Source organism: Rhizobium sp. SG_E_25_P2 (assembly GCF_029892285.1).
GTDB lineage: Bacteria > Pseudomonadota > Alphaproteobacteria > Rhizobiales > Rhizobiaceae > Rhizobium_E.
In genome coordinates this window covers 75,678-100,826 of sequence record NZ_JARXVM010000012.1, presented here as the reverse complement: position 1 = coordinate 100,826, position 25,149 = coordinate 75,678, and the positions used below count along the sequence as shown (strand labels likewise).

Below are 25,149 nucleotides of genomic sequence, written 5' to 3'. Positions count from 1 at the left end.
CGAGGCGGCCATGAGGGCCGTCCTATCGAAGGATGACCCTATGCAGGATTCGGCGGACGCGGCCGTCCTGAATGCTGACGAAAGCGGCGGCGCGCTCACTTTGCGCCTGCAGGGCGCGTGGCTGAACAGCACCATCGCCGCCGTCGAGGCCGAACTTCGCAGCGCCGCCGAAAGAACCGTCAGCCGCGTGTCGCTCGATCTCACTGGCGTCAGACAGATGGATACCGGCGGCGCCTGGATCGTCAGGCGGGCGATGTCCTCTTTCGAAGCCAGGAATATCACCGTCGATCTCGATGGTGCAGGTCAGGACGTGGCCGAGCTGATCGCCGCCCTTCCGGCGCAGCTGCCGGAACCGAATTTCGAGGCATCCCCGAGGAAACCGCTGTTTGATCGGCTGTTTGAGCCGCTCGGCAGGCTGGTGATGAGCTTTGTCGCCGATTTTCTGCAGGCCATGTCGATCATCGGCGCGGCGGTGCGCGGCGCGCAACTCAAGCTGGGCCGCGGCAGCGGTCTGTCGCCGGCGGCCGTCTTCAACCAGCTCCAACAGATGGGCGTCAACGCCACGCCGATCATCGCGCTGATGTCCTTTCTGATCGGCGCGATTATCGCTCAGCAGGGCGCGTTCCAGCTGCGCTATTTCGGCGCCGAGGTTTTCGTGGTCGATCTCGTTGGCATTCTGCAATTGCGCGAGATCGGCGTGCTCTTGACCGCGATCATGGTCGCGGGCCGTTCCGGCAGCGCCATCACGGCGGAAATCGGCTCGATGAAGATGCGCGAGGAAATCGACGCGCTTCAGGTCATGGGTCTCAATCCGGTCGGCGTTCTCGTGTTTCCACGCCTTCTGGCGCTGACGGTCGCGCTGCCGCTCCTGACGGTGATTTCCAATTTCGCGGCGCTGATCGGCGCGGCGCTGGTCGCCAATGTCTATTCGGGCGTCACCTATGAAGTCTTCCTCGCCCGGCTTCAGGGCGCGATCGATCTGTCGACCATCATTTCCGGCATGCTGAAGGCGCCGTTCATGGCGATCATTATCGGCGTTGTGGCCTCGATCGAAGGACTGAAAGTGGGGGGCAGCGCGGAGTCGCTCGGCAAGCATGTGACCGCCTCGGTGGTCAAGGCCATCTTTGTGGTGATCCTGGTCGATGGCCTTTTCGCGATGTTCTATGCAGCGATCGATTTCTGAGGCGGGCATGGATAGTGTGACGAACCACCAGACTGAGGCCAAGACAGACGACAGGGACGCCATTCTGTCGGCGCGTGGCGTCACCGTGGGCTTTGGCGATCATCTCGTGCTCGATAATCTGGATCTCGACGTCTATCGCGGCGAAATCCTCGGCTTCGTCGGCGCCTCCGGTACGGGAAAATCGGTGCTGATGCGCACCATTCTCAGGCTGATCCCGCGCCGGGCCGGAGAGATCCGCCTGCTGGGCGCCGATTACAGCAAGATGCCGGACAAGGAGCGGTTTCAGCTCGATATGCGCCTGGGCGTGCTGTTCCAGCACGGGGCGCTGTTTTCAGCTCTGACCGTCAAGGAGAACATCCAGTTTCCGATGCGGGAATATCTAGACCTGCCAAAGCAACTGATGGACGAGCTCGCGCGTTTGAAGATCGAACTGGTGGGGCTGGCGCCGGAAGCTGGAGACAAATATCCATCCGAACTGTCTGGCGGCATGATCAAGCGCGCAGCACTCGCCCGGGCGCTCGCGCTCGATCCGGCGCTGGTGTTTCTCGACGAGCCGACATCCGGCCTCGATCCGATCGGGGCGGCGGAATTCGACCAGCTGATCGCCAAATTGCGCGATACGCTGGGGCTGACGGTCTATATGGTGACCCATGACCTGGACAGCCTGTTTTCCGTCTGCGATCGGATTGCCGTGCTCGGCAATAAACGTGTAATGGTGGAGGGGACGATAAAGGACATGCTCGATTGCGATGATCCTTGGGTTCAGTCTTATTTCCGCGGCAAACGCGCGCGTACAATTCCAGGACTGGTCACCTAACGTCAATCCATAGGGATTTCAGTGAACCCTTTTACGAGTGAAATGGCTTGAGGCATGGAAACGAAAGCAAATTACGCAATCGTCGGCTTGTTTACCCTTGTGGTGCTGCTGCTTGCCTTCGGCTTTGTCTACTGGATGTCCGCCTATGGGCGCGAGGGCAAGATGGAGCGTCTGGTGGTGCGTATCCCCGGCTCGGCCAACGGCCTGAGCGTCGGCTCGGCGGTCCGCTTCAACGGCATTCCCGTCGGCACGGTGCGCGCGCTCGACTTCGATCGCAAGGACCCGCGTTTTTCGCTGGCCGTCACAGAAGTGCGCGCGGATGCGCCGATCTATCCTACCACCCGCGCCGTGCTTGAAATTCAGGGCCTGACCGGCGCCGCCTATATCGAATTGTCCGGCGGCAATCCGCAGCAGGAGCGGCTGATCGACAAGGCGCTGAAAGCCGGCGAGGTGCCGACCTTGCTCGCGGAGCAATCCGGCGTCACCAATATCGTCGCCACCGCCTCCGAGATCATGAACCGAACCGAGACGACGCTGATCCAGCTGCAGGGTTTCGTGAACGACAATCGCAAGCCGCTGACCAGCACCATTTCCAATGTCGAGGTGTTCTCTCAGGCATTGAAGAACAATTCCCAGGGCATCGACGAATTCCTGCAGGCGGTGACCTCGCTGTCGGGCACCATCAAGGGGTTGTCGGGCCGGCTTGATTCCACGCTGGCCTCGGTCGACAGCCTGGTGAAAGCGGTGGACCCCAAGAAGATCGACGCCATTCTCGCCAATGCCGAAAAGGTCAGCAAGGATCTCGCCAACGCCTCTGGCGGCGTAGGCCAGGCTGTCGACACCTTCAACAAGACTGCGGAAGCCTATCGCGTTGTCGGCGAAAAGGCGGCCAAGACGCTGGATAAGGTCGATCAGCTGATGGCGGCCGTCAATCCCGCCGACGTCAAGAGCTCGGTCGCCGATATCCGCGCGGCGGTGGCGGATGCGCGTCAGGCGATCCAGACCTTCCGCGGCGTCGCTTCCGATATCGAAAACCGCCGTCCTGACATCGACCAGACGATCAAGAACATTTCCGAAATGTCGGAAAAGCTCAACAAGGCGTCCACCCGCGTCGACGGCATTCTCGCCAAAGCCGACAGTTTCCTCGGTACCGGGGATTCCTCTTCGCTGTTTGCCGATGCGCGCGAGACGTTGAAATCCTTCAAGCAGGTGGCTGACACTCTGAACTCGCGGATCGGCCCGATCGCCGACAATCTCGCCCGCTTCTCAGGCTCCGGCCTCAAGAATATCGACGCGCTGATCTCCGACACCCGCCGCACCGTGCAGACGCTGGATTCGGCGATCACCAGACTTGATCAGGACCCGCAGCGGCTGCTGTTCGGCGGCGACGAAGTGAAGACGTATAACGGCAGGGTGCGGCATTGATGCTGGACGGGGCGAGTATGATTAGGGAGCGTAGCGTGATCCGATTGGCGCGGGCATTTTTCATGGGCGCATGCCTGCTGGCTCTGGGCGGTTGCCTGGGCGGTTCGCCGGATGACACCTTTTCGCTGACGGCGGTGCGGGGCGTCGAAGGACCGAAGCTCACCCAGCGCCAGATCCTCATTCCCGAACCGACTGCGGTCAAGGCGCTCGATTCCGAACAGGTGGTGATCCGCGTCAGCCAGGCCGAAATCCAGTATCTCGCCAAATCGCGCTGGAGCGACCGTCTGCCGCGTCTCGTGCAGGCGCGTCTCGTGCAGGCGTTTGAGAATACCGGTCGCCTGGGCGGCGTCGGCATGCCGGGGCAGGGCCTCGCCATCGACTATCAGGTGATCACCGAGATCCGCGCCTTCGAAATCCAGGCCTATGGCGGCAGCCGCGCCCAGGTGGAAATGTCGGCCAAGTTGCTCAACGACCGCAATGGCGAAGTGCGCGCCAGCCGCGTCTTCACCGCCAGCGCGCCGGTGTCCGGTTCCGGCAATGACGCCTTCATCACCGCGCTGGATGCGGCGTTCGGCAAGGTGACCACAGATCTCGTGGGTTGGACGCTGAAGGCGATGTGACCGTGGGCCTTGACGGTCTAAGGCGCTGCGTTTGAGACGACATGAGAGGTTGCAGCATGTCTCCCCTAATTTTGCGCGTCGCCCTGGCGCAAGTGATGAATGGCGTGGATCCCGACGGAGTCTCCGCTGCAGCTGCGGCAAATGACGCCGAGATCATCGTTTTTCCAGAAATGTTCTCCAACGGCTATAGTCGGTTCGATCCCGACAGCGAGACGTCTCGCAATGCGTGGCTCGACGCTGCTCAGCCTGTGAATGGCCTATACATCGAGCAGCTTCGCAAGGCTGCGCGCGACCATAATATCGCCGTCGTTGCCACGTTCCTTGAGCAGGGTGAGCCGAAACCATTTAACACCGCCTTGCTGATCGATGCCGCCGGCGAGGTGGCGCTGCATCAACGCAAACGCCACATTTGCTTCTTCGACAATCCCGAAGAGGCCTGCGCGCCGGGCGATCGTTCGACCGTGGCGCGGATCAAGACACGGGCGGGCGATATTACTGTCGGGCTGATGATCTGTATGGACCGCGAATTCCCCGACGTCGTCTCGGACCTTGTCATCCAAGGCGCTGAACTGATCCTCATTCCCAACAGCAGTCCGCTCATGGATGACAATGTTGTCGGAGATGTCCGCGTCGCCGGCGTTCGGGCCATGGCCTTTCAATCGGTCGCCGGCATAGCCGTGGCGAACTATCCCACGCCGAAGGATGACGGCCATTCTTTCGCAGTCGACGCGTTGGGCCGGATCATCGCCATGGGCGGCAGCGAGCCCGCCGTGGTGATGGCGGATTTCGATCTTGAGGCGCTGAGGGCGGTCCAGAAACAGGAATGGTTCAGGCGGACGCCTTGACGGGTCTATAGCACCGCTGAGACAGCGGCGTGTTGCGCGTCAAGACAGCGCTGAGAAGCGGACTGCGGGATGCGCTTGAGGATTGTGTATCCGGGCGCGGGCTCGCGGATTTTGCCTCATTTTGTCCAAAATGTGACCTAAAACTATTCACCGACAAACAGGCGCGGAGAGAGGGTGATTGATGTCGAAACGTCCCCCGCCGCGCAGGCAGAGGCGATCGCCGCCTCCGCTCTGGCCGTTGCCGTGATCCCTGCGTCCCGCCGACTGAACGTCAGCCTTGCTGCCTCCTCATGCGTCCATGTCGTCATCGCCGTGCTGCTTTGGCGCGTTGCGGTTCCTCTGCCTCCGGCGCTTCAATCGCCCATCGCTGTCGCGTTGATCGTGGAGACCCGGCGTCCCGCATCGTCCTCGTCCTGGGCCGATCGGATGGGGCAGCCCGCGACCGCCGCGCCGCATGCGACCCCGCAACAACGGGACGTCCTGAAAGCTATCCCCAAACCCGAAGCGACGCCCGCCAGACCGGCGCCCGCCGCCGCATTGCATCCGGCGACACGGTTGTTCACGGCCAGTGTGTTGGCGGATCCGAAAAACTTGCCTGCCCGACAGGCGCTACAGACGCTCGCGACGGACGACCGCCGGATACAATTGTGCAACATCGAGGCGATGGAGCAGGTGCGCCGCGCAAACCAATTCGCGGCGGACACCGTCGCGCCCTACGCCATGCGCGACATCGCGATGCAGGGGACCGTCATCGTCGCCGAGGGCGCGGCCATCAGGGGCGGCGGTCACTGGCGGCGGCTTCGCTATCGCTGCTCGATAGACCAAGACGCCGAAACGCCGTCCGACTTCTCTTTCTCGCTGGGTGAGGAAATTCCTCAGCAGCAATGGGCGGAACACTTTCTCGCCGCCGCTGCCGCGCCATCAGACGAATGACCGCCGCCGGAATGAAAAAAGGCCGTCTGGTCGCCCAGACGGCCTGATTTTCCTGGCCCGATCCGTGTCCCTTACGAGAACCGGCCCGCCGCATGCGCCAGCATGGTGTAGACCTTGCCGGTGTCGGAGGTGAGGTAGCTCTGGGTCAGCGTCTTGTCGCGGTCGTTGCGGGCCACGTCGTTCAAGAGCTTTTCGAAATCGCCGATATAGCGGTCGACGGCGGCGCGGAATTCCGGCTCGCGGTCATATTTGCGTTGGATTTCATCAAAGGTCTGCTGGCCCTTGAGCGTATAGAGGCGACGGGTAAAGACGTCGCGCTCGCCGCGATGGTAGCGCCGCCAGAGATCCACCGACGCCTCGTGATCGATGGCGCGGGCGATGTCGACCGACAGCGAATTCAGCGATTCCACCACCTGGCGCGGATTGCGGTTTTCCACTCGCGAGGCTGCCGGAGCCGCCGCACGGGTGTCTGCTTCCGCTTCTTCGCGAGAGGCGTTGCGCAGCAGATCGCTGATCCAGCCCTGGCCTTCCTCGCGGCGCGCGGTGGGCTGCGCGGGGGCGGGGCGCTCTTCGCGCGGCGTGGAAGGACGGTTCAACGGATCGACGCCGAGGCTGCCGCGCAGTCCGAGCGGCTCCCGGGCGGGATTGCGTGCTTCCTGTCGCGGCGCGGACGCCAGCGGGATGGTCGGACGCTCGACGGGCTTTGCTTCGGCGCGGCGAGGCTCGACCGGCGGCTGGACACGCGCCGCCGGCGCGGCGATGGTCTGACGCGGCTCAGGCGCCCGCTGCTGCGGCTGCGGCTGCGGCGGGGCGACGCGCTGCGGCTCCGTGCGAACGGGCTCGATCGCCACGGGGGCGGGGGCCTGGGCGCGCGGCGCTTCATAGACCGGCTGCGGCGCGGCGCGCGGGGCAGGCTCCGGGCGGGCCGCCTGACGCGGCGCTTCGAAATGCGAGGCGGACACGCCGATAATGCCTGTGAGTTCCTGCAGCGCGCGGACCTGCTCGGCCACGGCGCGGCGCATCTGGGCGGCGTTTTCCTTGGCTTCCTCCGGCAGGTCGAAGGCGCCGCGCTTGATCTCCGCGCGGGTGTCGGTCAGCTCGCGGCGGATTTCGCCTGCGGTCCGGCGGATCTCGTCGGTCGCGCCGGCGAAGCGGTTGATCGAATCCTCGATCGCGTCCTTGAGCGCCTGGCGCATGTCGGCGGCGGTTGCGGTGGAGCGCGCTCCGGTTTCGTCCAGCATCCGGTCGACATCGGCGAGCGAACCGGACACGGCGCCGCGCAGCTTTCCGGCCACCTGATCAGCCTGTTCGCTGGCCTTGCCGAGCGCCGATTCCACGGCGCGGGCTGCGTCCTGCGCCGCAGCGCCCACATTGCCGCGCAGCGCATTGGCCATCTGGTCGGCGCGCTGTTCGGCTTCGCTCAGCACCCGGCCGATATCGGCGAACGAGGTCTGAATGCCCGAGCGCACGCTGGAGGTCACTTGGCCGGCGCGGCTTTCGGCGCGGTCGAAAGCGGCTTCCACCAACCCGCTGACCGAACGCATGGTGTTCTCGATATCTTCGGAACGGCGGACAAGGCCGACGGCCAGCGCTTGCAGCGCATCCTCGCGTTCGGAAAGCGTCGACGCCAGGTTGGACTGGGCCGCGCCGAGCAGCGTCGAGGCCTGGCCGAGCACCTTGGAGTGATCGTCGATGCGGCCGACCAGCGCGCCGATCTGGCCGAGCGTATCGGTGGAGACCGAGGACAGGCGTTCGACTTTGCCTTCGAGCAGGCGGGCGGCGGCGTTGACCGAATCCGAAGCCCGCGTAGCGCTGTCGGAGAAGCGGCCTGCGGTGCTGTTGAGCGTTTCATCGATCGCGCCGAGATTGGCGGCGGCTTCCGCCACCAGCTGACGGAGCCCGGCATTGCTCTGGCCGAGCGCGTCGATGAGGCCAAGCGCGGTTGCGCGTAGCGACTGTTCGCTGTCGCCGAGCGCGCGGGTCGCCTCCTGTGTGCGGCTGGAGATGGCGTCCACCAGCGCGGCGTTCTCGCCGCGCAGCAGCGCTGCGCCCTGTTCTGCGGCGTTGCGGATATCTTCCGCCGCCGTCTGGCCGAGGCTTTGCAGGCTCTCGGCCGCCGGCCGCGCCTTTTCCTCGATCAAACGGTTAAGTTCGGCCGAGCGCGCCGCCAGCATCGAATTGAGTTCGCGCGTGCGATCGTCGAGCGTTGTCCGGATCGCATCGTTGCGCGCCGCCAGCGCCTTTTCGGCCGCCGTAAGGCTCTGGCTGATCGCCGCCCCGTCGCTCATCACCTTCTGCTGCGCCGCGCCGACCTGTTCGGCGAAATGGCTGGCGTTGCGGGCGAAGTTGTTGGTCAGCGAATCCGTCTGGTCGGCGAGCTTGCCCGTGAAGGTCTCGGCCTCGCCGGCAATGCGGCCGGTAAAGGCCTCCGCGTTCTGCGCCAGCTTGCTGGCGAAGCTTTCCGTCTCGGTTGCCAGCTTGCCGGTAAAGGCGTCGGCGCCGGAGGCCAGCTTGCCCGCATAGGCGTCCGCTTCCGACGACATGCGGTCGGAGAAGCGGTCCGCCTCGGTCGACAGCCGCGCGCTGATGATCTGCGCGTCGCCGGTCAGGCGTGTGGCGAACTGGTCGGCATTCGCCTGGACCGTGTTGGTGAAGCTCTCGGCTTCCTCGGTGAGGCGGCTGGAGAAGCCGGCGCTGCGCGCCGCCATCTCGTCGGCATATTCGAAGGTCTTGCCGGAGATATGGTCGATCGCGCGCTGCGCTTCCTCGTCCATCGATTGCGCGGCGTCGATCACGGCGGAGCGCAGGGTGGTGGCGAGGCTTGACGCCTTGCCGTCGATGGTGCGCGAAACGTTTTCAAGGCCGATCGTCAAGGCGCGGTCCATCGTCTCCAGACGTTCGTCGAGATGGGCGGTGTGGCTTTCGAGCGTGCCTGAAATGCGGCTGGCGCCGGTTTCCGTTGCGCGATCGAAGGACTGGATCTGCGTTTCGATCAGCGCGCCGAGTTTGACGCCCGCCTCGTCGATGGTCTCGGCAAAGCGGCCCGCATCATCGCGAATGCCGGTTTCCAGACGGTCGAAGCTGGTGAGGATGCGGCCGCCCGTCTCGTCGAAGCGGTTCGACACCGTCTCCAGGGCGCCGTCGATTCTCTGACTGAAAACTTCGGCCACCGAGGCGATTTCAGCAGCTTTTTCGCCGAAGCGCTCGCTCAGCGTCTGGCTGGAGCGGCTCATCGACTGGTCGAGTTCACTGGAGGCCGCGGTGATCGCTCGCTTCAGCGCCTCTTCACGCTCTTCGAGTTTCATGTCCAGCATCATAATGTTGGACAGCATCGAGGCGGCGCCGCTTTCGAGACGTTCGTCGATAGATACCGTCGAGGCTTCGATCGTTTCCTGCAGCGCCTGCCGATGGGCGGAGATCTGAGCCGACAGGCGCTCCGCCATCTGATTCAGCGACAGCGTGCTGTCATTGAGCGTATCGCGGATCGCCCCATGGCTGAGTTCGACGCCGGCGTTGAGGTTCGACAGCGCCGACAGCAACTGGTCGTCGAGCGACTGCGCCACGCCTTCGACGGCGCGCAGCATGGTTTCCTGGCGCTGGGCGAGCCCGGTTTCCAGTCGTTCCGTCGCCCCCGCGAGCGCCTGGGAAATCGACGCTTCGCCCTGGCTGAGGGTGGAGTCCAGTCTTTCAATATTGCCGAGCACGGCGTTGGAGCCGCGCTGGAACCGCGCGTCCAGCGTCTGGCCCGACGATTCCAGAGCCTGAATCAGGATCTCCTGACGCAGCGACAATTGGCCGTCAATCCGGCTCGCAGACGCTTCGATCGCCTCGCGTATGGCCTGTTCGCGGGCCTCCAGCGTCATGTCGAGCGACATGATGTTGGAGAGCAGATCGGTGGCGCCGTTGTCGAGTTTCTCGCCGATGGTCCGCGATGTCGCCTCAAGCGCTTGCACCAGGCTTTCCTGCCGCTGTGCAAGGTCGCCGTCGAGGCGTTCCACGGAGCCGGAGATCGTCCGGCTGAGCGCGGTCTCCCGCTCGCCGAGCCTGACGTCGAAATGTTCAACGGCTGAGGCAATGGCGGCGGAGCCTGCGTCCAGCCTGTCGCCGATTGCTCGCGTTGTGGCGTCCAAGGTCTGGGCGAGGCCGTCCTGCCGGCGGGCGAGATCGCCATCGAGCCGGGCAGCGGAGGCCTCGATCGTGTCGCGCAGCGAGGCTTCGCGGGCCTCGAGCGTCATGTCCACCGACATGATGTTGGACAGGAGATCGGCGGCGCCGGCGTCCAGCCTTTCGCCGATGGTCCGCGACGTTGCGTCGAGCGACTGCACCAGACTGTCCTGGCGCTGTCCGAGTTCTGTCTCGAAGCGGTTGCTGGCGGCGGCGACGGCGTCACGCAACGCCGCTTCCCGCTCTTCAAGTTTTGTGTCCAGCGACGTGATGTTCGACAGGAAGTTGGCGGCGCCTGCGTCCAGCCTATCGCTGATGGTCCGCGACGTCGCGTCGAGCGACTGCACCAGACTGTCCTGGCGCTGTCCGAGTTCTGTCTCGAAGCGGTTGCTGGCGGCGGCGACGGCGTCACGCAGCGCTGCTTCCCGCTCTTCGAGCTTCATGTCCAGCATCATGATGTTGGACAACATGTTGGCGGCGCCTGTTTCGAGCCGCTCATCGAGCGATTGGGTTGAGGCCTCGACGGTGTCGCGCAGCGCGTCGCGATGGGCGGAGATCTGCGCGATCAACCGTTGCGCAGTTTCCTCCAGAGTCATGCCGCTGTCGCCGAGCGTCTGGCGCAAGGCGTCATGGCTGCGCTCGACATCTGCGTTCAGCCCGCCCACGGTGGCGATCAGGCGTTCGTCGAGCGATTGCGCGAGGTTTTCGATGGCGGTGGCCAGGCTCGCTTCGCGAAGGGCCAGCGTTTCCTCGACCTTGCGGGCATTGGCGTTCAGCGCCATGGCGCTCGCCTGCATGCGGCTGTCGAGCGAATCCGCCGTCGCGTCGAGCACCTGCCGCAGGCTGCGTTCGCGCTCGGCGATCTTTTCGGAGAAACTGCCGGCGCTGGCCTCGAAATCCACAGTGCTGCGGGAGAGGGCGTCCTTCAACTGTCCAGTGGTTTGCTCGACAGACGAGGTCAGCGAATCCGTCGCGCCGTCCACTGCGGACGTCAGCCTCTGGGTCGATTGCTCCACGAGATTGCGCAGACGGCTCTCGCCGTCTTCGAACGACATTTCGACCATGCTCGCCCCCATGGCGATGCTGGCGCCGATGCCGGTCGCCTGTTCGTTGATCGTGTCGTCGAGCTGCTTGCGGCCTTCTTCGAGCGCGATGGTGATGGCGTTGGAGCGATCCTCCAGCGTCTGGCGGATCAGATCATGGGTGGTGGCGAGTTGGATGCCGAGATCGGCGCCGCCATTCTCCAGCGCTTCGGAAATGTCGCGGACGCCCTGTTCGATCGCGCCCGTTACATAGCGGGCAGTGTCCTGCGAGGCTTCGGCGATGCGGCTTGCGCCGTCGCCGAGCGTCTTCTCGATCTCGCCTGCGCGCTCGCGCAGCGTCTCGTCGATCCGCTTTTGATGTTCGCCATAGACGGCGGCGATGGTGATGGCGTTTTCGCCGAGTGTCTTGGCCAGCCGCGAACGGGCGTCTTCGGAGGCGCCGGTGATCAGTTCGGAGCCGCGCGCCATGGCGGTGTCGAGGCGCTGCTGGTTGTCGGTGAGCGTTTTCTCGATCGACTGGCTCTTTTCGTCGAGCATGCGGGCGAGATTTTCAGGCGTCGAGCCGATGGCGTTCTCGATGCGCGCGCCGCCCTCGGCGAGCGATTTCTCAAGGCGCTCTCCACCCGAGGCGACAGCATTTTCGATCCTCCCGGCGCTGTCGGCCAGCGAACGTTCCAGGCCCGCGCCGCGTCCGTCGATGAGATCGGACAGCCGGCGCTCGCCATCGCCGATCGTTTCGGACAGCGTCCGTTCGGTCTTGTCGAAGGCCGAGATCAGCGCGCCGGACCGCTCCGACAACAGGGCGCCCAGGCGCTGTTCGCCGCCAGAGAGAGTCTGGTCGAGTTTGCGGTTGGTTTCGTCGAAAGCTGCGGCGATGCCCGAGGAGCGATCGTCGAGCAGGCTCGACATGCGCTCGTGGCCAGTGGTGACGGCGGTCTCGATCGCCTGGGTGCGTTCGGCGATTTTCTGCGCCAGCGCATCGGCGCGCATGCCGAAGCCGCTGTCCAGTTCCTGGTTGGCGCGTCCGATCACCTTGGTGATGTCGCCGACCTTGGCGTCGAGCGCGGCTTCGATGACTTCCTGGCCGGCGCCGAGCGCGCTTTCGATGGCCACGGCCTGACCCCTGAAGGATTGCGCGATCCGTTCGAGCGAGGATTCGAGCGTGCTGCCCAGGGCGTCCTGACCCTGGCCGAGCGCCTTGTTGATGCGGGTGAGGCTATCGTTGAGCTTGGCGTCGAGCGAGCCGGCGCGCTTGTCGAAGGCGTCGGCGAATTCGCCCAGTCGGCCGTCAAAGGCCGAGGACACCTGATCAACCGAGGATTTCAGCCGCTCGTCGAGGAAGGCGGTGCGGACATCGAGGTCCATGATCGCATCGTCGGCGGTGGCCTTCAACGCCTGGCGGAAGCCCTGATTCTTCTGGTCGAGCGTCGCGTTCAGCGATTTCAGCATCGATTCCAGCGAATTGCTGATGACGCCGCCGCTGTTGGTCAGCGTCTCGTTGATCTGCCGCGTGCGGGCGATCAGGGTCTCGTTGAGCTGGCGGGTGCGGTCGGCAAGCGCCGCGTTCAGCTTTTCCGTCGTGGCGTCCACCATCGAGGCGCGTGTCTCGAATTCGGACAGCAGCTTGTTGCCGCGCTCGCTGATCGTCACGCCGAGCGTCTCGATGCGGGTGTCGAATTCCTCGGTCAGCGCCATTCCCGAGCTTTCGAGCGCCCCGACCAGCTCTTCGGTCTTCTTGGACAGCACCGAGCCGATGGTGTTGGCGACATTGCCGCTCTTCTGCATGATGATCGCGGCCTGCGTATCGATCATCTGGGCGACGGCTTCGCCTGAGGTGGCTATGTTCTTGGCGATGGTCAGGCTGGCGCTGGCGAGTTCGTCGCGCAACAGATCCTGGGCCCCGGTGATCGAGGACCGCACGCGTTCGGCGTGACCGACGATCGCTTCGCGTTCGCTGCCCAGTTCCTGCACAAGGCTGCGCACGCGCAACTCATTGTCGCTATAGCTGCGTTCCAGCGCGTTGACCTCGGAATGAACGAGCGTTTCCAGCTCGGAGGCCCGGGCGATGGTGCGCTCGATGCCTTCGTTCATGGCGGAAACTTCGCGGCGAACCGCCTGGCCCACGGTCATGATGCGTTCGGCGGCGATGCTTTCGGGTTCGGCAAGGCGAAGAGCGACTTCCGCCATCGATCGGGCGGCGTTCTTGAGTTCCTGCGCTCGGGCGATCATCGAGGCGAAAGCGAAGAAGATCATGATCGGGAAGAGAATGCCGATCAGGGTGGGCAACGCGCCTGGAATGGCGCCGAGATCGCGCAGCGAGGAAATTTGCCAGATTTCCGGCGCGTAAAGAAAATGCGCCGCCACAAGGCCGAGAAGCACCCAGAGCGCGGCCATGGCGGCGGCGATCCGCATGGGAGATTTCGAGCGTGGCGTGTCGAAGCCGCGGGTCAGCGCGGCGGCCGCAGTGGGCAAGGGGTCATTGGCGGGACGATGCGACGGCGCGCGCGGACCTGGTTCGGGACCAAGTGAACGGGCGTTGTCCGCTATGCGCTGCTGCGCGTTCTTGCCGGGCTGGTTTGCGACGTCGGACACACGGGTCTCCCGCTTTTGCGGCTGCGTTCCGGAATGGTCGTCCTGAAAGTCGATCGCCAAGGCCTCTTCCAACGCCCGGTAGGCGTTTTCCGACACGGCGTCGTTTTCGCTCTTTATCGTCATTCCGAACTGCCTCGTTTTCCTACCTCGTCGTCGCTGTCCCGATTGGAAACGAAACGTCGAGGCCCTGCATTCGCTCCGGCGATTGTCGCACGCCCCGCCACAAGCGGCGATGGATGCGTTTCGCGGAACCGTCACTTTCGCGGCCGCTGGTTAAACACGGCCTTATTTCCCACGTTACGTAGTGGCACAGAAGCCGTTTTGGTACAATCACTTGTGGGTAAGCTCTGCGCAAGGTTGAGAGGATATTAACGACAATTTGTCCGCCCCGGCTGGAAAAACCTTGCGATTAAGCCTGTTTAGGCATCGTTAACCATCTTTGCAAAATGCCTTCCCTGAAAACGCCTCAATTAAGCGTTCTTGCGTCCATCGCTGCGACACTGTGGTCATAAGAAAACTCGCATGTGTCACAACTAAACAAGAACAGGGAAATGAACATGGCAGCCGCATCCGTCGCATTCGAAGCTCCCGACAATTACGCCGCCGCGCCCTCGCGAGCTCGCCCCATCGACCTCGTCCATCTTGCGCGACAGACATCAGGCGACAAGAACCTCGAACTGGAAGTTCTCAACATTTTCGCGCGCCAGGCGCGCAATTGCATGGCGGAATTGTCCACCGCGGCCAACGACAATCGCGCCGCCATCGCGCATCGTCTCAGGGGCGCGGCTCTGGCCATCGGCGCTTTCAGCGTCTCTTCGGTCGCCGAGAAGGTGGAAAACGACGCCAATGACGCCGCCGCACTCGCGATGCTGGGGGCCGCCGTCATCGAAGCCGAGAATTTCATTCTCAAGCTTTCGCGTTGATCGCGAGCGGCTGTCGCCGCTGTTGTTGACGCATTTCTGATTATGTTGGAAAAGGCTGGCCAGTCTTTTCCAACTCGTCAGGACAATCATGCCGAAACTCACCTTCGTCGCCTTCGACGGCGCCCGCTTCGAAGTGGACGCCGCCTCGGGATCCACGGTCATGGAAGCCGCGATCCGAAATTCCGTTCCGGGCATTCTCGCCGAATGCGGCGGCGCCTGCGCCTGCGCAACCTGTCATGTCTATGTGGATGACGCCTTCGCGGAGACGGCGGGTCGTCCCGATCCGATGGAAGAGGACATGCTGGACTTCGCCTATGACACGCGCCCCACGTCGCGTCTCTCCTGTCAGATCAAGATGGCCGACGCTTTGGATGGCCTGGTCGTTCATATTCCCGAAAAGCAAAGCTGACGATTGCCGTTGGTCCGGACAAAAAAAGCCTCGCTCGGCATCTAGTGACGAGCGAGGCAAGGAAGACGCATCGTCAAACAGGCGAGGGAGGAGACACCTGTTGCCACTCCAATGCGTCAGGGAAACCACAAGGCAGACCGAAAGAAAGCTGCTTTACGCCGCGACCGCTTCAACTCGTCCGGTAATTGAGACCCTATTTTAGATGGTCTTCAAGTTCAACTAAGACAAATAGCGAGCTAATTAACAGGAAAGACGCAAGCCCCGCGCAAGCTCGATGCTGCATTCGAGCAGATTCTGGCGAAAATCCGGGAAATGAGGGCGAAATGCGCTACTCTGCGCGTCCCGTCGCCCGGTAGCGCAGCAGGCGCGTCATCCGAGCGCCGAAATTTGCGGCTTCGATTCGGTCGAATCGCTTCTGGTCCGCGTCATGCGCTTCCAACGCCTCCGCCGTGGCGACCGCAACCTTGGCTTTCAGCGCGTCGCAGCTTTTCTCCGCTCTCAGCGACCGCAAAGTGCGTTCCAGCGTGCGCGCATGGTTGCGGGCGATCTCCGCATGCCGCTCCTCGTGTCGTTTGATGTCGGCCGACAACGTGTCCCAGAGCAACGCCATCCGGGCGTCGGCTTTGGAGCGATTTTTCCACCGCGGCAGCATCATCTTGGTGGTGAGCATGATGCGCGCTTCGCCGATTCGGCATCGGCCGCCTTCGGCGATATAGGACGCCTTTCCGGAAAACGTCACCCGGGTCGCGCCGGGATGCCGGCGCCCGGTCGCCAGCAACGGTCCGCGTTCGGACATTTCGCGATCGAGATCGGCTGCGGTCTTTCCGCCGATACTGAAATAGGTGACCGTCTTGCGCGCGATCATGTCAGCCTGGGCGGACGAGCATGCGGCGAGAAATCCAACGAGGAGAGCGAAACAGGTCATTCTCTTCATCGGCTCACTCCTCGCATCCTCTGCGGGTCCTCTATGCTGGCGTCCATTTTCAGTCATTGTCTGCTGGCGCGCAATATGCAATCAGCAGCCGACGACATCCCGAGCGGAGATCTCTGATGACCTCGCCCTTCGCGCCCTTCGACTGGACCCTCGCGCATGGACGCAGCCTGAGGCTGGGTCCGGAGGCCGTGATCATGGCCGTCATCAACGTCACCCCTGATTCCTTCTCCGATGGCGGGCGGAATCTGGCGGTCGAAAGTGCGGTCGCAAACGCCCGGCAGGCCGTGGAAGATGGAGCCGGCATCATCGATATCGGCGGCGAATCCACCCGTCCTGGCGCAGCGCCCGTGTCAGCGCTGGAAGAACAGGCCCGGATACTGCCGGTGATCGCCGAACTTGCCCGCTCTACCGACGCCATTCTCTCTGTCGACACCTATCGCGCCGACACCGCGCGGCTGGCGATCATGGCCGGCGCGCATATCATCAACGATATCGAGGGTTTACAGAAAGATCCGGACATGGCTGCGGCGGCTGTGGACACTGGAGCGGGCGTCGTGGCCATGCATACGGGCAGGGGCCGCGAAAAACTGGCCGATCCCATTGAGGATCAACGGCTGTTCTTCGACGCGACGCTTGAGATCGCCCAGGCGGCGGGTCTTGATCGGGAACGGCTCGTGCTCGATCCAGGTTTCGGTTTCAACAAGGAAACGCCGGCTGACAATCTCGCGCTGATGAGCCGGTTTGACGAGTTGATCGCACTCGGCTATCCGCTTCTGGCGGGAACGTCGCGCAAACGGTTTCTCGGCGCGCTGACGGATCGCGCGCCGGCCGAGCGCGACGTGGCGACGGCGGCGACGAGCGCGCTTCTCAGAATCTCGGGGGCGGCCATTTTCCGCGTCCACAATGTCGCATTCAACCGCGACGCCTTGCGCGTCGCTGATGCTATGCTCAAGGCCCGCGAAACGGATGGGCGAGGAACACTTGCATGACTGGCACTTACACGATCACACTCGCCAACTGCGCTTTCTTCGCGCGCCACGGCGTCATGGACGAAGAAGAAGTGCTGGGACAGCGCTTCTTCGTCGACGCGGAACTGGAGGTCATGCCGGCCGGTCCGCTCGAACATGACGCACTGGAAACGACCGTCGACTACGGCGTCGCCTTCAAACTGATCGAGGGAATCGTCACCGGTCGCCGCTATTATCTGATCGAGGCGCTGGCCACCGAGATCGCCCGCGCACTGGCCCAGCAGTTTCCGCAGATCGTGCGCGCCAAAATCACCCTGCGCAAGCCGAATGCGCCGATCACCGGCGTTCTCGATTATGTCCAGGTGTCCGTCGAGCATCATGCCCAACGTTGAAGCCGGCGCCGTCGCCTATCTCGGGCTCGGCGGAAATATCGGCGATCCCGTCGCCCATATGGCCGAGGCATTGAACCGGGTCGACGATCGCGCGGACTGTCGCGTGATCGCCGTGTCACGGCTCTATCGGACGCCGCCCTGGGGCAAGACCGATCAGGACTGGTTCTTTAACAGCGCGGCGGAAATCCGCACCACGCTCGATCCGCTGTCGCTTCTCAGGCTCTGTCTGGAGATCGAGCGGTCGATGAAACGCGTCCGCATTGAGCGCTGGGGACCACGCACCATCGATCTCGATCTGCTAGCCTATGGCGATCTGCGTATGGCGAGCGACGAGCTGACCGTACCGCATCCGCGCATGACCGAGCGCGCCTTCGTGCTTCTGCCGCTCGCGGATCTCACTCCCGATCTCGTCATCGCCGAACGGTCCATTTCCGCCTGGCTCGCCGATGTCGACGCCGCCGGCATCGAGGTGGCGGACGCAGATCGGGGTTGGTGGCGTCGGGTGTGACTTCTTGGCGGCATTTAAGTCATGCCGTCAGCCATACATTGACAAAATACGGAATTTCCGTAAATCTGCCCGAAACAGGAGCAGATCATGGGATATCCAACCCAGGTGTCAGCCACCACCTTCGCCAAGGAATTCGGCAAGTATCGCGATGAAGCAATGGTGTCCGGCGGCGTGGAGGTCACGTCGCATGGCCGCCCGATCGGCGCGTATATCAGCTTGAAAGAACTTGAAAACTACGAGCGGCTCAAGAAGCGGGAGCGTCGGGTTATTCACGCGCGGGACATGGATGACGAGACGCTGTCCGCCATTATGAACGCCGAATATGGCAAGGCTTCCGAGTGAACTATCCGGATCCAGTTCCCGGTCTGGTGATCCGTTTCGATTATCTGTGGGACAGCGACCATCAAAGAGGCTTCGCCACCAGCGGCAAGGATAGACCATGCGCCATCGTTCTCTATGTCAAGGCGTCTGGGCGAACTCTGGTCGTGCCGATCACGCACGCATATCCCGAGCCGGGTGAAGAGAAGAACTCGCTCGAAATTCCGGCCGAGATTTGCGCAGCCATCGGTCTTGATCGGGAAAGAAACTGGGTGCGCGTATCGGAAGTCAACGAATTCGAATGGCCCGGTCCGAATGTCCGACCCCGCCCCGATGACCCGGATCGAATCGATTACGGAATGATCCCAGAGGCCTTCTTCAACGAGATCCGCAAGCAGCTTGCCAAGGCGGTTGCCGAGCATCGCCTGGCGCGCCCAAAACGTTGAGCCAAATAAAAAAGGGAAGCGCGGCGGCCTCCCATTCTTCACTCTTATGTTGGCCAATCAGCCCCACGGATCGCAACGTCTCACTCAACCGAGCCGACCGCGATCTCATCCGTCTGACGGTTCAGCGACATGCCGATCACCGGGATCATCGTTTCGTCGACCTTCACCGAAATGGTCACGGTCATGGAATTCTTGCCCTGCAGGCGGGCGATCATCGCGCCGTTGAGGCGGGCGCGGGTGATGCCGACCACCATCTTCTGGCCGGTGACATTGCCCGAGACGATGTCGAGGCCCTTGCCGGCTGCGCCGTCGAGGAACTTGCCCTTGTAGCTGCGGCCTTCCGACATGATCGTCGCCTTCATCGGCTGCTTGAAGAAGCCGACGCGGCAATAACCGTCAAGCGTCATGCCGGTGGACTTGCCCTCGGTGACGCCGGTGAGCGTGCAGTTGAACTTGGTGCCCTTGTATTTGCCGGCGACGATTTCGCCCGGGCCGCTCCACTCGCCGGCGACGCCTTCGAAAAACACCTTGTCGCGATTGCCGGCTTCCGCCGGCGCAACCATCGCCGGCCCGAAGGCGACGAGGCTCGCAAAGCCAAGGACGAATGGGGTTACGCGCGAAAACATTGAGCTTCCTTCCGGGGCAGCCGCTACTGGAACAATCTTCGCAGTTTTGGCCGAGAATGGTTAATTGAAAGTTTCGTTATCGCCATTTAGCCGTCCGCTGCGGCGATTGAAAAGCGTTTCGCGCCGCAGCCGACTCTCCGTTGGCTCCGGGCGAAGCCAGCTGTTGCCGAGCTGCAACGGCGGGGCTGCAGATGTCGGTTATCCACCGGAATATCCGGTCAGGTCCCCGACGAAATCGCTGACGCCGGGTCGCCGCTGGGCGCGAAACGGCAGCGGGCGCAGAAGATCCATGGCGGCAATGCCGATTCGCGCCGTCATCAGTCCATTGATGACGCCTTCGCCGAGACGGGCCGATATCTTCGAGGCGACGCCATGGCCGAGCACCTGCTGGGCGATTCCGTCTCCCACCGCGATGGATCCGGTGACCGCGAGATGGGCGATGACATCGCCGAACAGCCTGAGCATGCCGAGACGTCCCGGGCGCGTGCCATAGGTCTCCGCCACCGTCCGCACCAGTCGGGCCGATTCGAACAGGACGTAGCCGAGATCGACGATGGCGCGCGGACTGACGGCGGTGACGATCGACACGCGCTTGCTGGCGTCGAGGATCAATCGACGCGCGCGGCGGTCGGCAGGGGCCAGAAGTTCGAGTTCCGCCAGCCGGATCAGGCCTTCGGGATCGATGACATCCTGTTCCGTCGCCGCCAGCGCCTTACGACCAGCTTCCGTCTCCGGGATCTTGGCAGAAAGCGCCACCAGCCGGGCGACCACCGCGCGGGCATGGGCGGGCTTGCGATCGGAGAGCGCGATCTCCGCCTCGCGCTTGAGATCCTGCACCGATGACAGCCGGCGCAGAGCCCAGATTTCGCGGCCGACCATGCCGAGCGCCGCAGCGACCGCGACGCCGGTCAGCGTCAGCGCTGTATAACCCAGCCAGTCGGCCCGCGCGGAGAGATCGCGGATCAATCCATCGAGCCACAACGCAAAGGCGGCGGAGAACAACAGGCCGAGCGCGCCCGAGAGGATCGAGAACAGCGGGAAACCCTTGCGGCGCGGCTGCGCGACCGCTGGATCGGCCATCTGTTCGGCCAGAAACGGATCGTCTTCCACTGCCGTCAGCGTCACGTCGGCGTCGAAGGCGGCCGGCGGCCGCTCTGCTTTCAAGGGCGGCGGCGGCGGCTCGCCAAGCGAAAAGGCCTGGGGAGCGCGCGGTCGCGTGTCATCATTCATGTCAGCCGGTCTCCGATGAGAAACTGCAGGGCGCGATCGAGACGAATATGCGGAAGCGACAGCGTGATGCCGCCGCCCGTATCTTCCATGTCGGGCGGCCTGAACCTGATGATGTTGACCTGCGGCGGCGTCTTGCAGGAAGCGCCGTCCCGGTCGAAATAGACGTCGGGATTGGAGGGCAGGTCGCCGGGAAACACCGCCGTTTTCTTCTCTCCATCGAAATGCTCTCCGGCGATCTTTTCGCCCGCGATTGGCGTGCCGACGATCACCGGCAGCCTGTCGCCGTCGCGGGATACGGTCGCCTCGCGGGTGGCGCGCACCGAGGCTAGCGCGATGACGTCGATACCGGCTCCTGAGCGGCCGATGCGCTTGACTGCGCGATCGACCATGCGGCGGGTGATGGCTTCCAGCCGGTCATGGCTTTCGTGATGCAGGTGATCGGCCTTGGTGGCGGCGATCAGCACCTTGTCGATTCGCCGCGTGAGCAGCGAGCCGAGAAAGGAGTTCGCGCCGGGCCGGAAGGAGGCCAGCACGTCGCCGAGCGCGGTTTCGAGATCCTCAATCGCCTCAGGTCCGCCATTGATCGCCTGCAGCGCGTCCACCAGCACGATCTGTCGGTCAAGCCGGGTGAAATGGTCGCGGAAGAACGGCTTCACCACATGCGCCTTATAGGCTTCGAAACGCCGCTCCATCATCGCCTGCAGGCTGCCTTTCGCAGGCCTGCCGGCAACAAGCTTGACGAGCGGCGAGAAGGTGAGGGCGGGCGAGCCGTCGAGATCGCCGGGCATCAGGAAGCGACCTGGGGCGAGCGAGGAGAAGGCCTGCTCATCATCCTTGCAGGCGCGGAGATAGGCGGTGAAATCCTGCGCCAGGTCACGGGCGGTCATTTCGTCGGCAGGCGCATCCGGCGCGGTCTGTTCGGCGCGGGCCAGCCAGTCGCGGGCGAAGCCGGCGCGGCGCGGCTGTCGGGCGAGCTTTTGCGCCTGTTCGGAAAAAGCGGCGAAATCCTGCGTCAGCAGCGGCAGGTCCATCAGCCATTCGCCGGGATAGTCGACGATGTCGATCGACAGCTTTCCCGGCGACAGCAGGCGGCCCCAGCCGGACGCGCTCTGATAATGAAGGGTGATGCGCAGTTCCGAGATCGCCCGGGTGGAATCGGGCCAGATCCGTTTGCCCACCAGCGCCTTGACGTGATCCTCATATTGAAAGCGCGGCACGGCGTCGTCGGGCTGTTCCTCCAGCGCCACCGACCGGATGCGGCCCGAACGTTGCGCCTCAAACAACGGCAGCCGTCCGCCATTGAGAAGGTTGTGGATCAGCGCGGTGATGAACACGGTCTTGCCTGCGCGAGACAGGCCTGTCACCCCCAGGCGAATGGACGGGTTGAACAGTCCCGAGGCTTTGTCGCCGAGATTTTCGAGCGCGATCCAGGCTTCATCGGTGAACGAGGTGGGGGAAGGAGACAAGGCGACATCCGCATGCGTTGTTGTGTCGCCAATATAGGGCGCGCAATGGCAAGATCAAAGCGGCGCGATCATGTCGACGGCGGTGGCCGCGCCGCGTTCGAGACGCACGGGACGTTGGAAATCGACAATCAGCAATCCCGCCGTCGGGTAGCCGAAAGCCAGTTCGCCCGGTTGCTCGGCTACAAACTGCGCGGCCAAGGCTTCGATCATCGGGTTATGGCCGACGATCAACACATTCGAGTCCGCGGAATGGCGGTCGATCAAACGGCAATAGGCTTCCGGCCCCTGGTCATACAGCGTGTCGTCAAATTCCGCCGCCATGGGGCCGAATACGTCGAGTATCGCCTGCGCGGTCTCCTTGCAGCGGCGCGCGGGCGAGGCGACGATTCGTTCCGGCTGGTAGCCAGCGGCATAGGCGCGGATGGCGACGTCGCGGATATCGGCCTGTCCCTTGCGGTCCAGCGCCCTGTCGAAATCACGGCCGCCCGGCTCCGGCCAGGCCGCATTGGCGTGCCTGAGCAGAAAAAGACGAAAAAATTGGCTTTGGGGTGGCGTCATCTCGTCCCATCGTGCTCCCAACGGCATGATGGCTGGTTAGACCAGCCGTGCCGCGAAAGGTCAATCCTGTCCCGGATGGAGACAATGTGTCACGCTGTGGTGATTTACGCTGCTTTTGGCGATCCTGACAGGGGCGCGCATTTGAAGCTCTGATCAGTAAGAAGGCAATTCATGCACGAAAAATAACCACTTAGCACGAGAATATGACAGATTTAAAATACGTTAAATCCACGCTTTCCGCTTGAATCGAAAAGGCTGCGGAGCTATAGAGCCGCCTTGTACGGGTTGTTCTTCAGGAGAATCGCGTTGAGTGAGAGTATCGATCTTACGAACTATGTTCCCTCGGAAAACGAAGAATTCATGAACCCGAGACAGCGAGCATATTTCCGTACCAAACTGATAGCCTGGAAAACCGAGATCCTGCGTGAAGCGCGCGAAACTCTCGGCCATCTCGCCGAGGAAAGCGCCAATCACCCCGATCTCGCCGATCGCGCGTCATCTGAAACCGACCGCGCCATCGAACTTCGGGCCCGCGACCGGCAGCGTAAACTGATCTCCAAGATCGACGCCGCCGTGCAGCGCATTGACGACGGCACATATGGCTACTGCGAAGAAACCGGCGAGCCGATCAGCCTGAAACGCCTCGACGCCCGGCCGATCGCCACGTTGTCGATCGAAGCGCAGGAGCGCCACGAGCGGCGCGAAAAAGTCTACCGCGACGAGTAATGATCAAAGGCCGCCCGAAAGCGGCCTTTTTGTTGTTCAGCGGCATGATCCGGATTTTGCGACGAGCGGCTGTCCCTCGCGTGATTACGCTGACAGGCGCTCGCCATGTCTGGTGGTGGCGGGATTGTTCGGAAACAATTTTTCAGGATGGCGCTTATTCATGCGCAAATTTTGCGCGCGCTTCTCTCTCCAGTCGCTATAGTCGCCAACGCAATTCAACATGGCGTTTCGGGACGATCCGTCCGGGCGATGCGCCGATAATGGGAGGACTTCATGAGCAAAGACAATCCGGGCTTTTCCACGCTCGCCGTGCACGCCGGCGCGCAGCCTGATCCGACGACCAAGGCGCGCATCACGCCGATCTACCAGACGACCAGCTTCGTGTTCGACAATGCCGATCACGCCGCCGCTCTTTTTGGCCTGCAGCAGTTCGGCAATATCTATACGCGCATCATGAATCCGACCCAGGCGGTGCTCGAAGAGCGCGTCGCAGCGCTCGAAGGCGGCACTGCGGCCTTGGCGACCTCGTCCGGCCACGCCGCTCAGTTGCTGATCTTCCACACCATCATGAGCCCGGGCGACAATTTCATCGCCGCCAAGCGCCTATATGGCGGTTCGATCAACCAGTTCGGCCATGCCTTCAAGAGTTTCGACTGGAACGTGCGCTGGTCCGACATGTCCGATCCTTCGGCCATGGAAGCGCTGATTGACGAGAACACCAAGGCCGTGTTCATCGAGAGCCTCGCCAATCCAGGCGGCACTTTTGTGGATATCTCGGCCATCGCCGAGATCGCCCACAAGCATGGCCTGCCGCTGATCGTCGACAACACCATGGCCTCGCCTTATCTGGTGCGCCCGTTCGAGCATGGCGCAGATATCGTCGTCCACTCGCTGACCAAGTTCATGGGCGGCCACGGCAATTCCATGGGCGGCATCATCGTCGACGGCGGCACGTTCGATTGGTCGGTTTCGGGCAAATATCCGATGCTGTCTGAGCCGCGTCCGGAATATGGCGGCGTGATCCTGCACCAGACTTTTGGCAATATCGCCTTCGCCATCGCCGCCCGCGTGCTCGGCCTGCGCGATTTCGGCCCGACGATTGCCCCGATGAACGCCTTCCTGCTGATCACCGGCATCGAAACGCTGCCGCTGCGCATGCAGCGCCATTGCGAAAACGCGCTCGCGGTCGCCAAATGGCTGAAGACCCATCCGAAGGTCGCCTGGGTCAGCTATGCCGGCCTGGAGGATGATCCGAACAACGCGCTGCAGAAGAAATATTCGCCCAAGGGCGCCGGCGCCGTCTTCACCTTTGGCCTCAAGGGCGGCTACGAATCGGGCAAGACCTTTGTCGAAAGCCTGAAGCTGTTCTCGCATCTCGCCAATATCGGCGACACGCGGTCGCTGGTCATCCATCCGGCTTCGACCACGCATCGCCAGTTGACGCCCGAGCAGCAGATCGCCGCCGGCGCCGGCCCCGACGTCGTCCGCCTGTCGGTCGGCATCGAAGACGCTTCCGACATCATCGCCGATCTCGAACAGGCTCTGGAACAGGCATGACAAACCACGCCCTCGGTTTCGATCTCTCCTCCGTGACACCCGAAACCGGCGCGCCTGCGCCGGACCGGCTGATCGCCGGAGAGCCTGTCTTCACGACTTGGAACCTGGAAGAGGCCGAGGGCGGCCTCTATGCCGGCGTGTGGCGCGCCACACCCGGCAAATGGAAGATCACCTATGAGGAATGGGAATATTTCCACATCCTCGAAGGCTATTCGATCGTCACGGAGGAGGGCGGCGAGCCGATCCAACTCCGCGCCGGCGACCGGCTGATCCTGCGGCCCGGCTTTGTCGGCACATGGGAAGTGGTCGAGACGACGACCAAGGATTACGTGATCCGGGTGTGATTACGGTCCCGAATTAAGTCCCAAGCTACTTGCTGCCGCGCCAGACGCGGCGGCCCGACGAAAATGGGCCGCGCCAATAGGATTGGCTTCGTCCGGCAGCAGCCACAATGCGACAACGGACG

Annotated in this window: 22 protein-coding genes; 16 read left to right on the top strand and 6 right to left on the bottom strand. The window is 63.1% G+C overall.

All coding sequences use genetic code 11. The features are described from left to right. The first annotated feature begins 40 nt into the window (after positions 1 to 40). From M2360_RS17100 to M2360_RS17075, 6 genes are all read left to right on the top strand, one after another. Positions 41 to 1,183: an ABC transporter permease gene (locus M2360_RS17100; RefSeq protein WP_280776475.1), complete on the top strand. Its 1,143-nt coding sequence runs from the start codon at positions 41 to 43 to the stop codon at positions 1,181 to 1,183. 7 nt (positions 1,184 to 1,190) lie between these two features. Beyond that, positions 1,191 to 2,000 (top strand): ABC transporter ATP-binding protein, encoded by an 810-nt coding sequence (locus M2360_RS17095; protein ID WP_280776474.1) that lies wholly within the window; start codon positions 1,191 to 1,193, stop codon positions 1,998 to 2,000. Positions 2,001 to 2,054: 54 nt separating this feature from the next. Then, a complete protein-coding gene (locus M2360_RS17090) occupies positions 2,055 to 3,425 on the top strand; it encodes an MlaD family protein (RefSeq protein ID WP_280776473.1) in 1,371 nt (456 codons plus the stop codon). Positions 3,426 to 3,487: 62 nt separating this feature from the next. Next, on the top strand, positions 3,488 to 4,045 hold the full coding sequence (locus tag M2360_RS17085; RefSeq protein WP_280776555.1) for an ABC-type transport auxiliary lipoprotein family protein: 558 nt from the start codon (positions 3,488 to 3,490) through the stop codon (positions 4,043 to 4,045). Positions 4,046 to 4,101: 56 nt separating this feature from the next. Further along, entirely contained in the window at positions 4,102 to 4,890 is a 789-nt protein-coding gene (locus M2360_RS17080; protein ID WP_280776472.1) for a carbon-nitrogen hydrolase family protein, read from the top strand. Between the two features lie 174 nt (positions 4,891 to 5,064). After that, on the top strand, positions 5,065 to 5,823 hold the full coding sequence (locus M2360_RS17075; protein WP_280776471.1) for a DUF930 domain-containing protein: 759 nt from the start codon (positions 5,065 to 5,067) through the stop codon (positions 5,821 to 5,823). 71 nt (positions 5,824 to 5,894) lie between these two features. On the opposite strand, the gene M2360_RS17070 is transcribed toward M2360_RS17075, so the two are convergent. Continuing rightward, on the bottom strand, positions 5,895 to 13,745 hold the full coding sequence (locus M2360_RS17070) for a hypothetical protein (protein ID WP_280776470.1): 7,851 nt from the start codon (positions 13,743 to 13,745) through the stop codon (positions 5,895 to 5,897). A 434-nt stretch (positions 13,746 to 14,179) separates the two neighbouring features. On the opposite strand from M2360_RS17070, the gene M2360_RS17065 reads away from it, so the two are divergent. Together M2360_RS17065 and M2360_RS17060 are read left to right on the top strand one after the other, a co-directional pair. Further along, the gene (locus M2360_RS17065) at positions 14,180 to 14,545 is read left to right on the top strand and encodes an Hpt domain-containing protein (protein WP_280776469.1); all 366 of its coding nucleotides are present in this window, start codon (positions 14,180 to 14,182) and stop codon (positions 14,543 to 14,545) included. Positions 14,546 to 14,633: 88 nt separating this feature from the next. Continuing rightward, a complete protein-coding gene (locus M2360_RS17060) occupies positions 14,634 to 14,954 on the top strand; it encodes a 2Fe-2S iron-sulfur cluster-binding protein (protein WP_280776468.1) in 321 nt (106 codons plus the stop codon). 328 nt (positions 14,955 to 15,282) lie between these two features. Here M2360_RS17060 and M2360_RS17055 read toward each other — a convergent pair whose 3' ends face one another. Beyond that, the gene (locus M2360_RS17055) at positions 15,283 to 15,888 is read right to left on the bottom strand and encodes a DUF922 domain-containing protein (RefSeq protein WP_280776467.1); all 606 of its coding nucleotides are present in this window, start codon (positions 15,886 to 15,888) and stop codon (positions 15,283 to 15,285) included. A gap of 116 nt (positions 15,889 to 16,004) precedes the next feature. On the opposite strand from M2360_RS17055, the gene folP reads away from it, so the two are divergent. The 5 genes from folP to M2360_RS17030 all read left to right on the top strand — a co-directional run bounded on the left by folP (position 16,005) and on the right by M2360_RS17030 (position 18,520). Next, a complete protein-coding gene (gene folP / locus M2360_RS17050) occupies positions 16,005 to 16,877 on the top strand; it encodes a dihydropteroate synthase (protein ID WP_280776466.1) in 873 nt (290 codons plus the stop codon). Further along, positions 16,874 to 17,248, top strand: coding sequence for a dihydroneopterin aldolase (gene folB, locus M2360_RS17045; RefSeq protein ID WP_280776465.1), 375 nt, complete (start codon positions 16,874 to 16,876; stop codon positions 17,246 to 17,248). Before folP ends, folB begins: the two co-directional genes overlap by 4 nt. Next, on the top strand, positions 17,235 to 17,756 hold the full coding sequence (gene folK, locus M2360_RS17040; protein WP_280776464.1) for a 2-amino-4-hydroxy-6-hydroxymethyldihydropteridine diphosphokinase: 522 nt from the start codon (positions 17,235 to 17,237) through the stop codon (positions 17,754 to 17,756). Before folB ends, folK begins: the two co-directional genes overlap by 14 nt. An 87-nt stretch (positions 17,757 to 17,843) precedes the next feature. Then, positions 17,844 to 18,098 (top strand): type II toxin-antitoxin system prevent-host-death family antitoxin, encoded by a 255-nt coding sequence (locus tag M2360_RS17035; RefSeq protein ID WP_280776463.1) that lies wholly within the window; start codon positions 17,844 to 17,846, stop codon positions 18,096 to 18,098. Continuing rightward, the gene (locus M2360_RS17030) at positions 18,095 to 18,520 is read left to right on the top strand and encodes a hypothetical protein (RefSeq protein WP_280776462.1); all 426 of its coding nucleotides are present in this window, start codon (positions 18,095 to 18,097) and stop codon (positions 18,518 to 18,520) included. Before M2360_RS17035 ends, M2360_RS17030 begins: the two co-directional genes overlap by 4 nt. Before the next feature lie 80 nt (positions 18,521 to 18,600). On the opposite strand, the gene M2360_RS17025 is transcribed toward M2360_RS17030, so the two are convergent. From M2360_RS17025 to M2360_RS17010, 4 genes are all read right to left on the bottom strand, one after another. Further along, a complete protein-coding gene (locus M2360_RS17025) occupies positions 18,601 to 19,146 on the bottom strand; it encodes a hypothetical protein (protein ID WP_280776461.1) in 546 nt (181 codons plus the stop codon). Between the two features lie 198 nt (positions 19,147 to 19,344). Next, a complete protein-coding gene (locus M2360_RS17020; protein WP_280776460.1) occupies positions 19,345 to 20,376 on the bottom strand; it encodes a TIGR01620 family protein in 1,032 nt (343 codons plus the stop codon). After that, positions 20,373 to 21,842: a YcjX family protein gene (locus M2360_RS17015; protein WP_280776459.1), complete on the bottom strand. Its 1,470-nt coding sequence runs from the start codon at positions 21,840 to 21,842 to the stop codon at positions 20,373 to 20,375. The genes M2360_RS17020 and M2360_RS17015 overlap by 4 nt, the downstream gene beginning before the upstream one ends. Positions 21,843 to 21,896: 54 nt before the next feature. Next, the gene (locus M2360_RS17010) at positions 21,897 to 22,400 is read right to left on the bottom strand and encodes a histidine phosphatase family protein (RefSeq protein ID WP_280776458.1); all 504 of its coding nucleotides are present in this window, start codon (positions 22,398 to 22,400) and stop codon (positions 21,897 to 21,899) included. Between the two features lie 306 nt (positions 22,401 to 22,706). Here M2360_RS17010 and dksA point away from each other — a divergent pair, with 306 nt between their 5' ends. The 3 genes from dksA (at position 22,707) to M2360_RS16995 (ending at position 25,027) form a co-directional block, all read left to right on the top strand. Continuing rightward, a complete protein-coding gene (gene dksA, locus M2360_RS17005; protein WP_280776457.1) occupies positions 22,707 to 23,126 on the top strand; it encodes an RNA polymerase-binding protein DksA in 420 nt (139 codons plus the stop codon). A 273-nt stretch (positions 23,127 to 23,399) separates the two neighbouring features. Then, positions 23,400 to 24,683 carry an O-acetylhomoserine aminocarboxypropyltransferase gene (locus M2360_RS17000; protein ID WP_280776456.1) on the top strand — a complete coding sequence of 428 codons (1,284 nt, stop codon included), beginning with the start codon at positions 23,400 to 23,402 and terminating at the stop codon, positions 24,681 to 24,683. Continuing rightward, positions 24,680 to 25,027, top strand: coding sequence for a cupin domain-containing protein (locus tag M2360_RS16995; protein ID WP_280776455.1), 348 nt, complete (start codon positions 24,680 to 24,682; stop codon positions 25,025 to 25,027). The genes M2360_RS17000 and M2360_RS16995 overlap by 4 nt, the downstream gene beginning before the upstream one ends. The last annotated feature ends 122 nt before the right edge of the window (positions 25,028 to 25,149 follow it).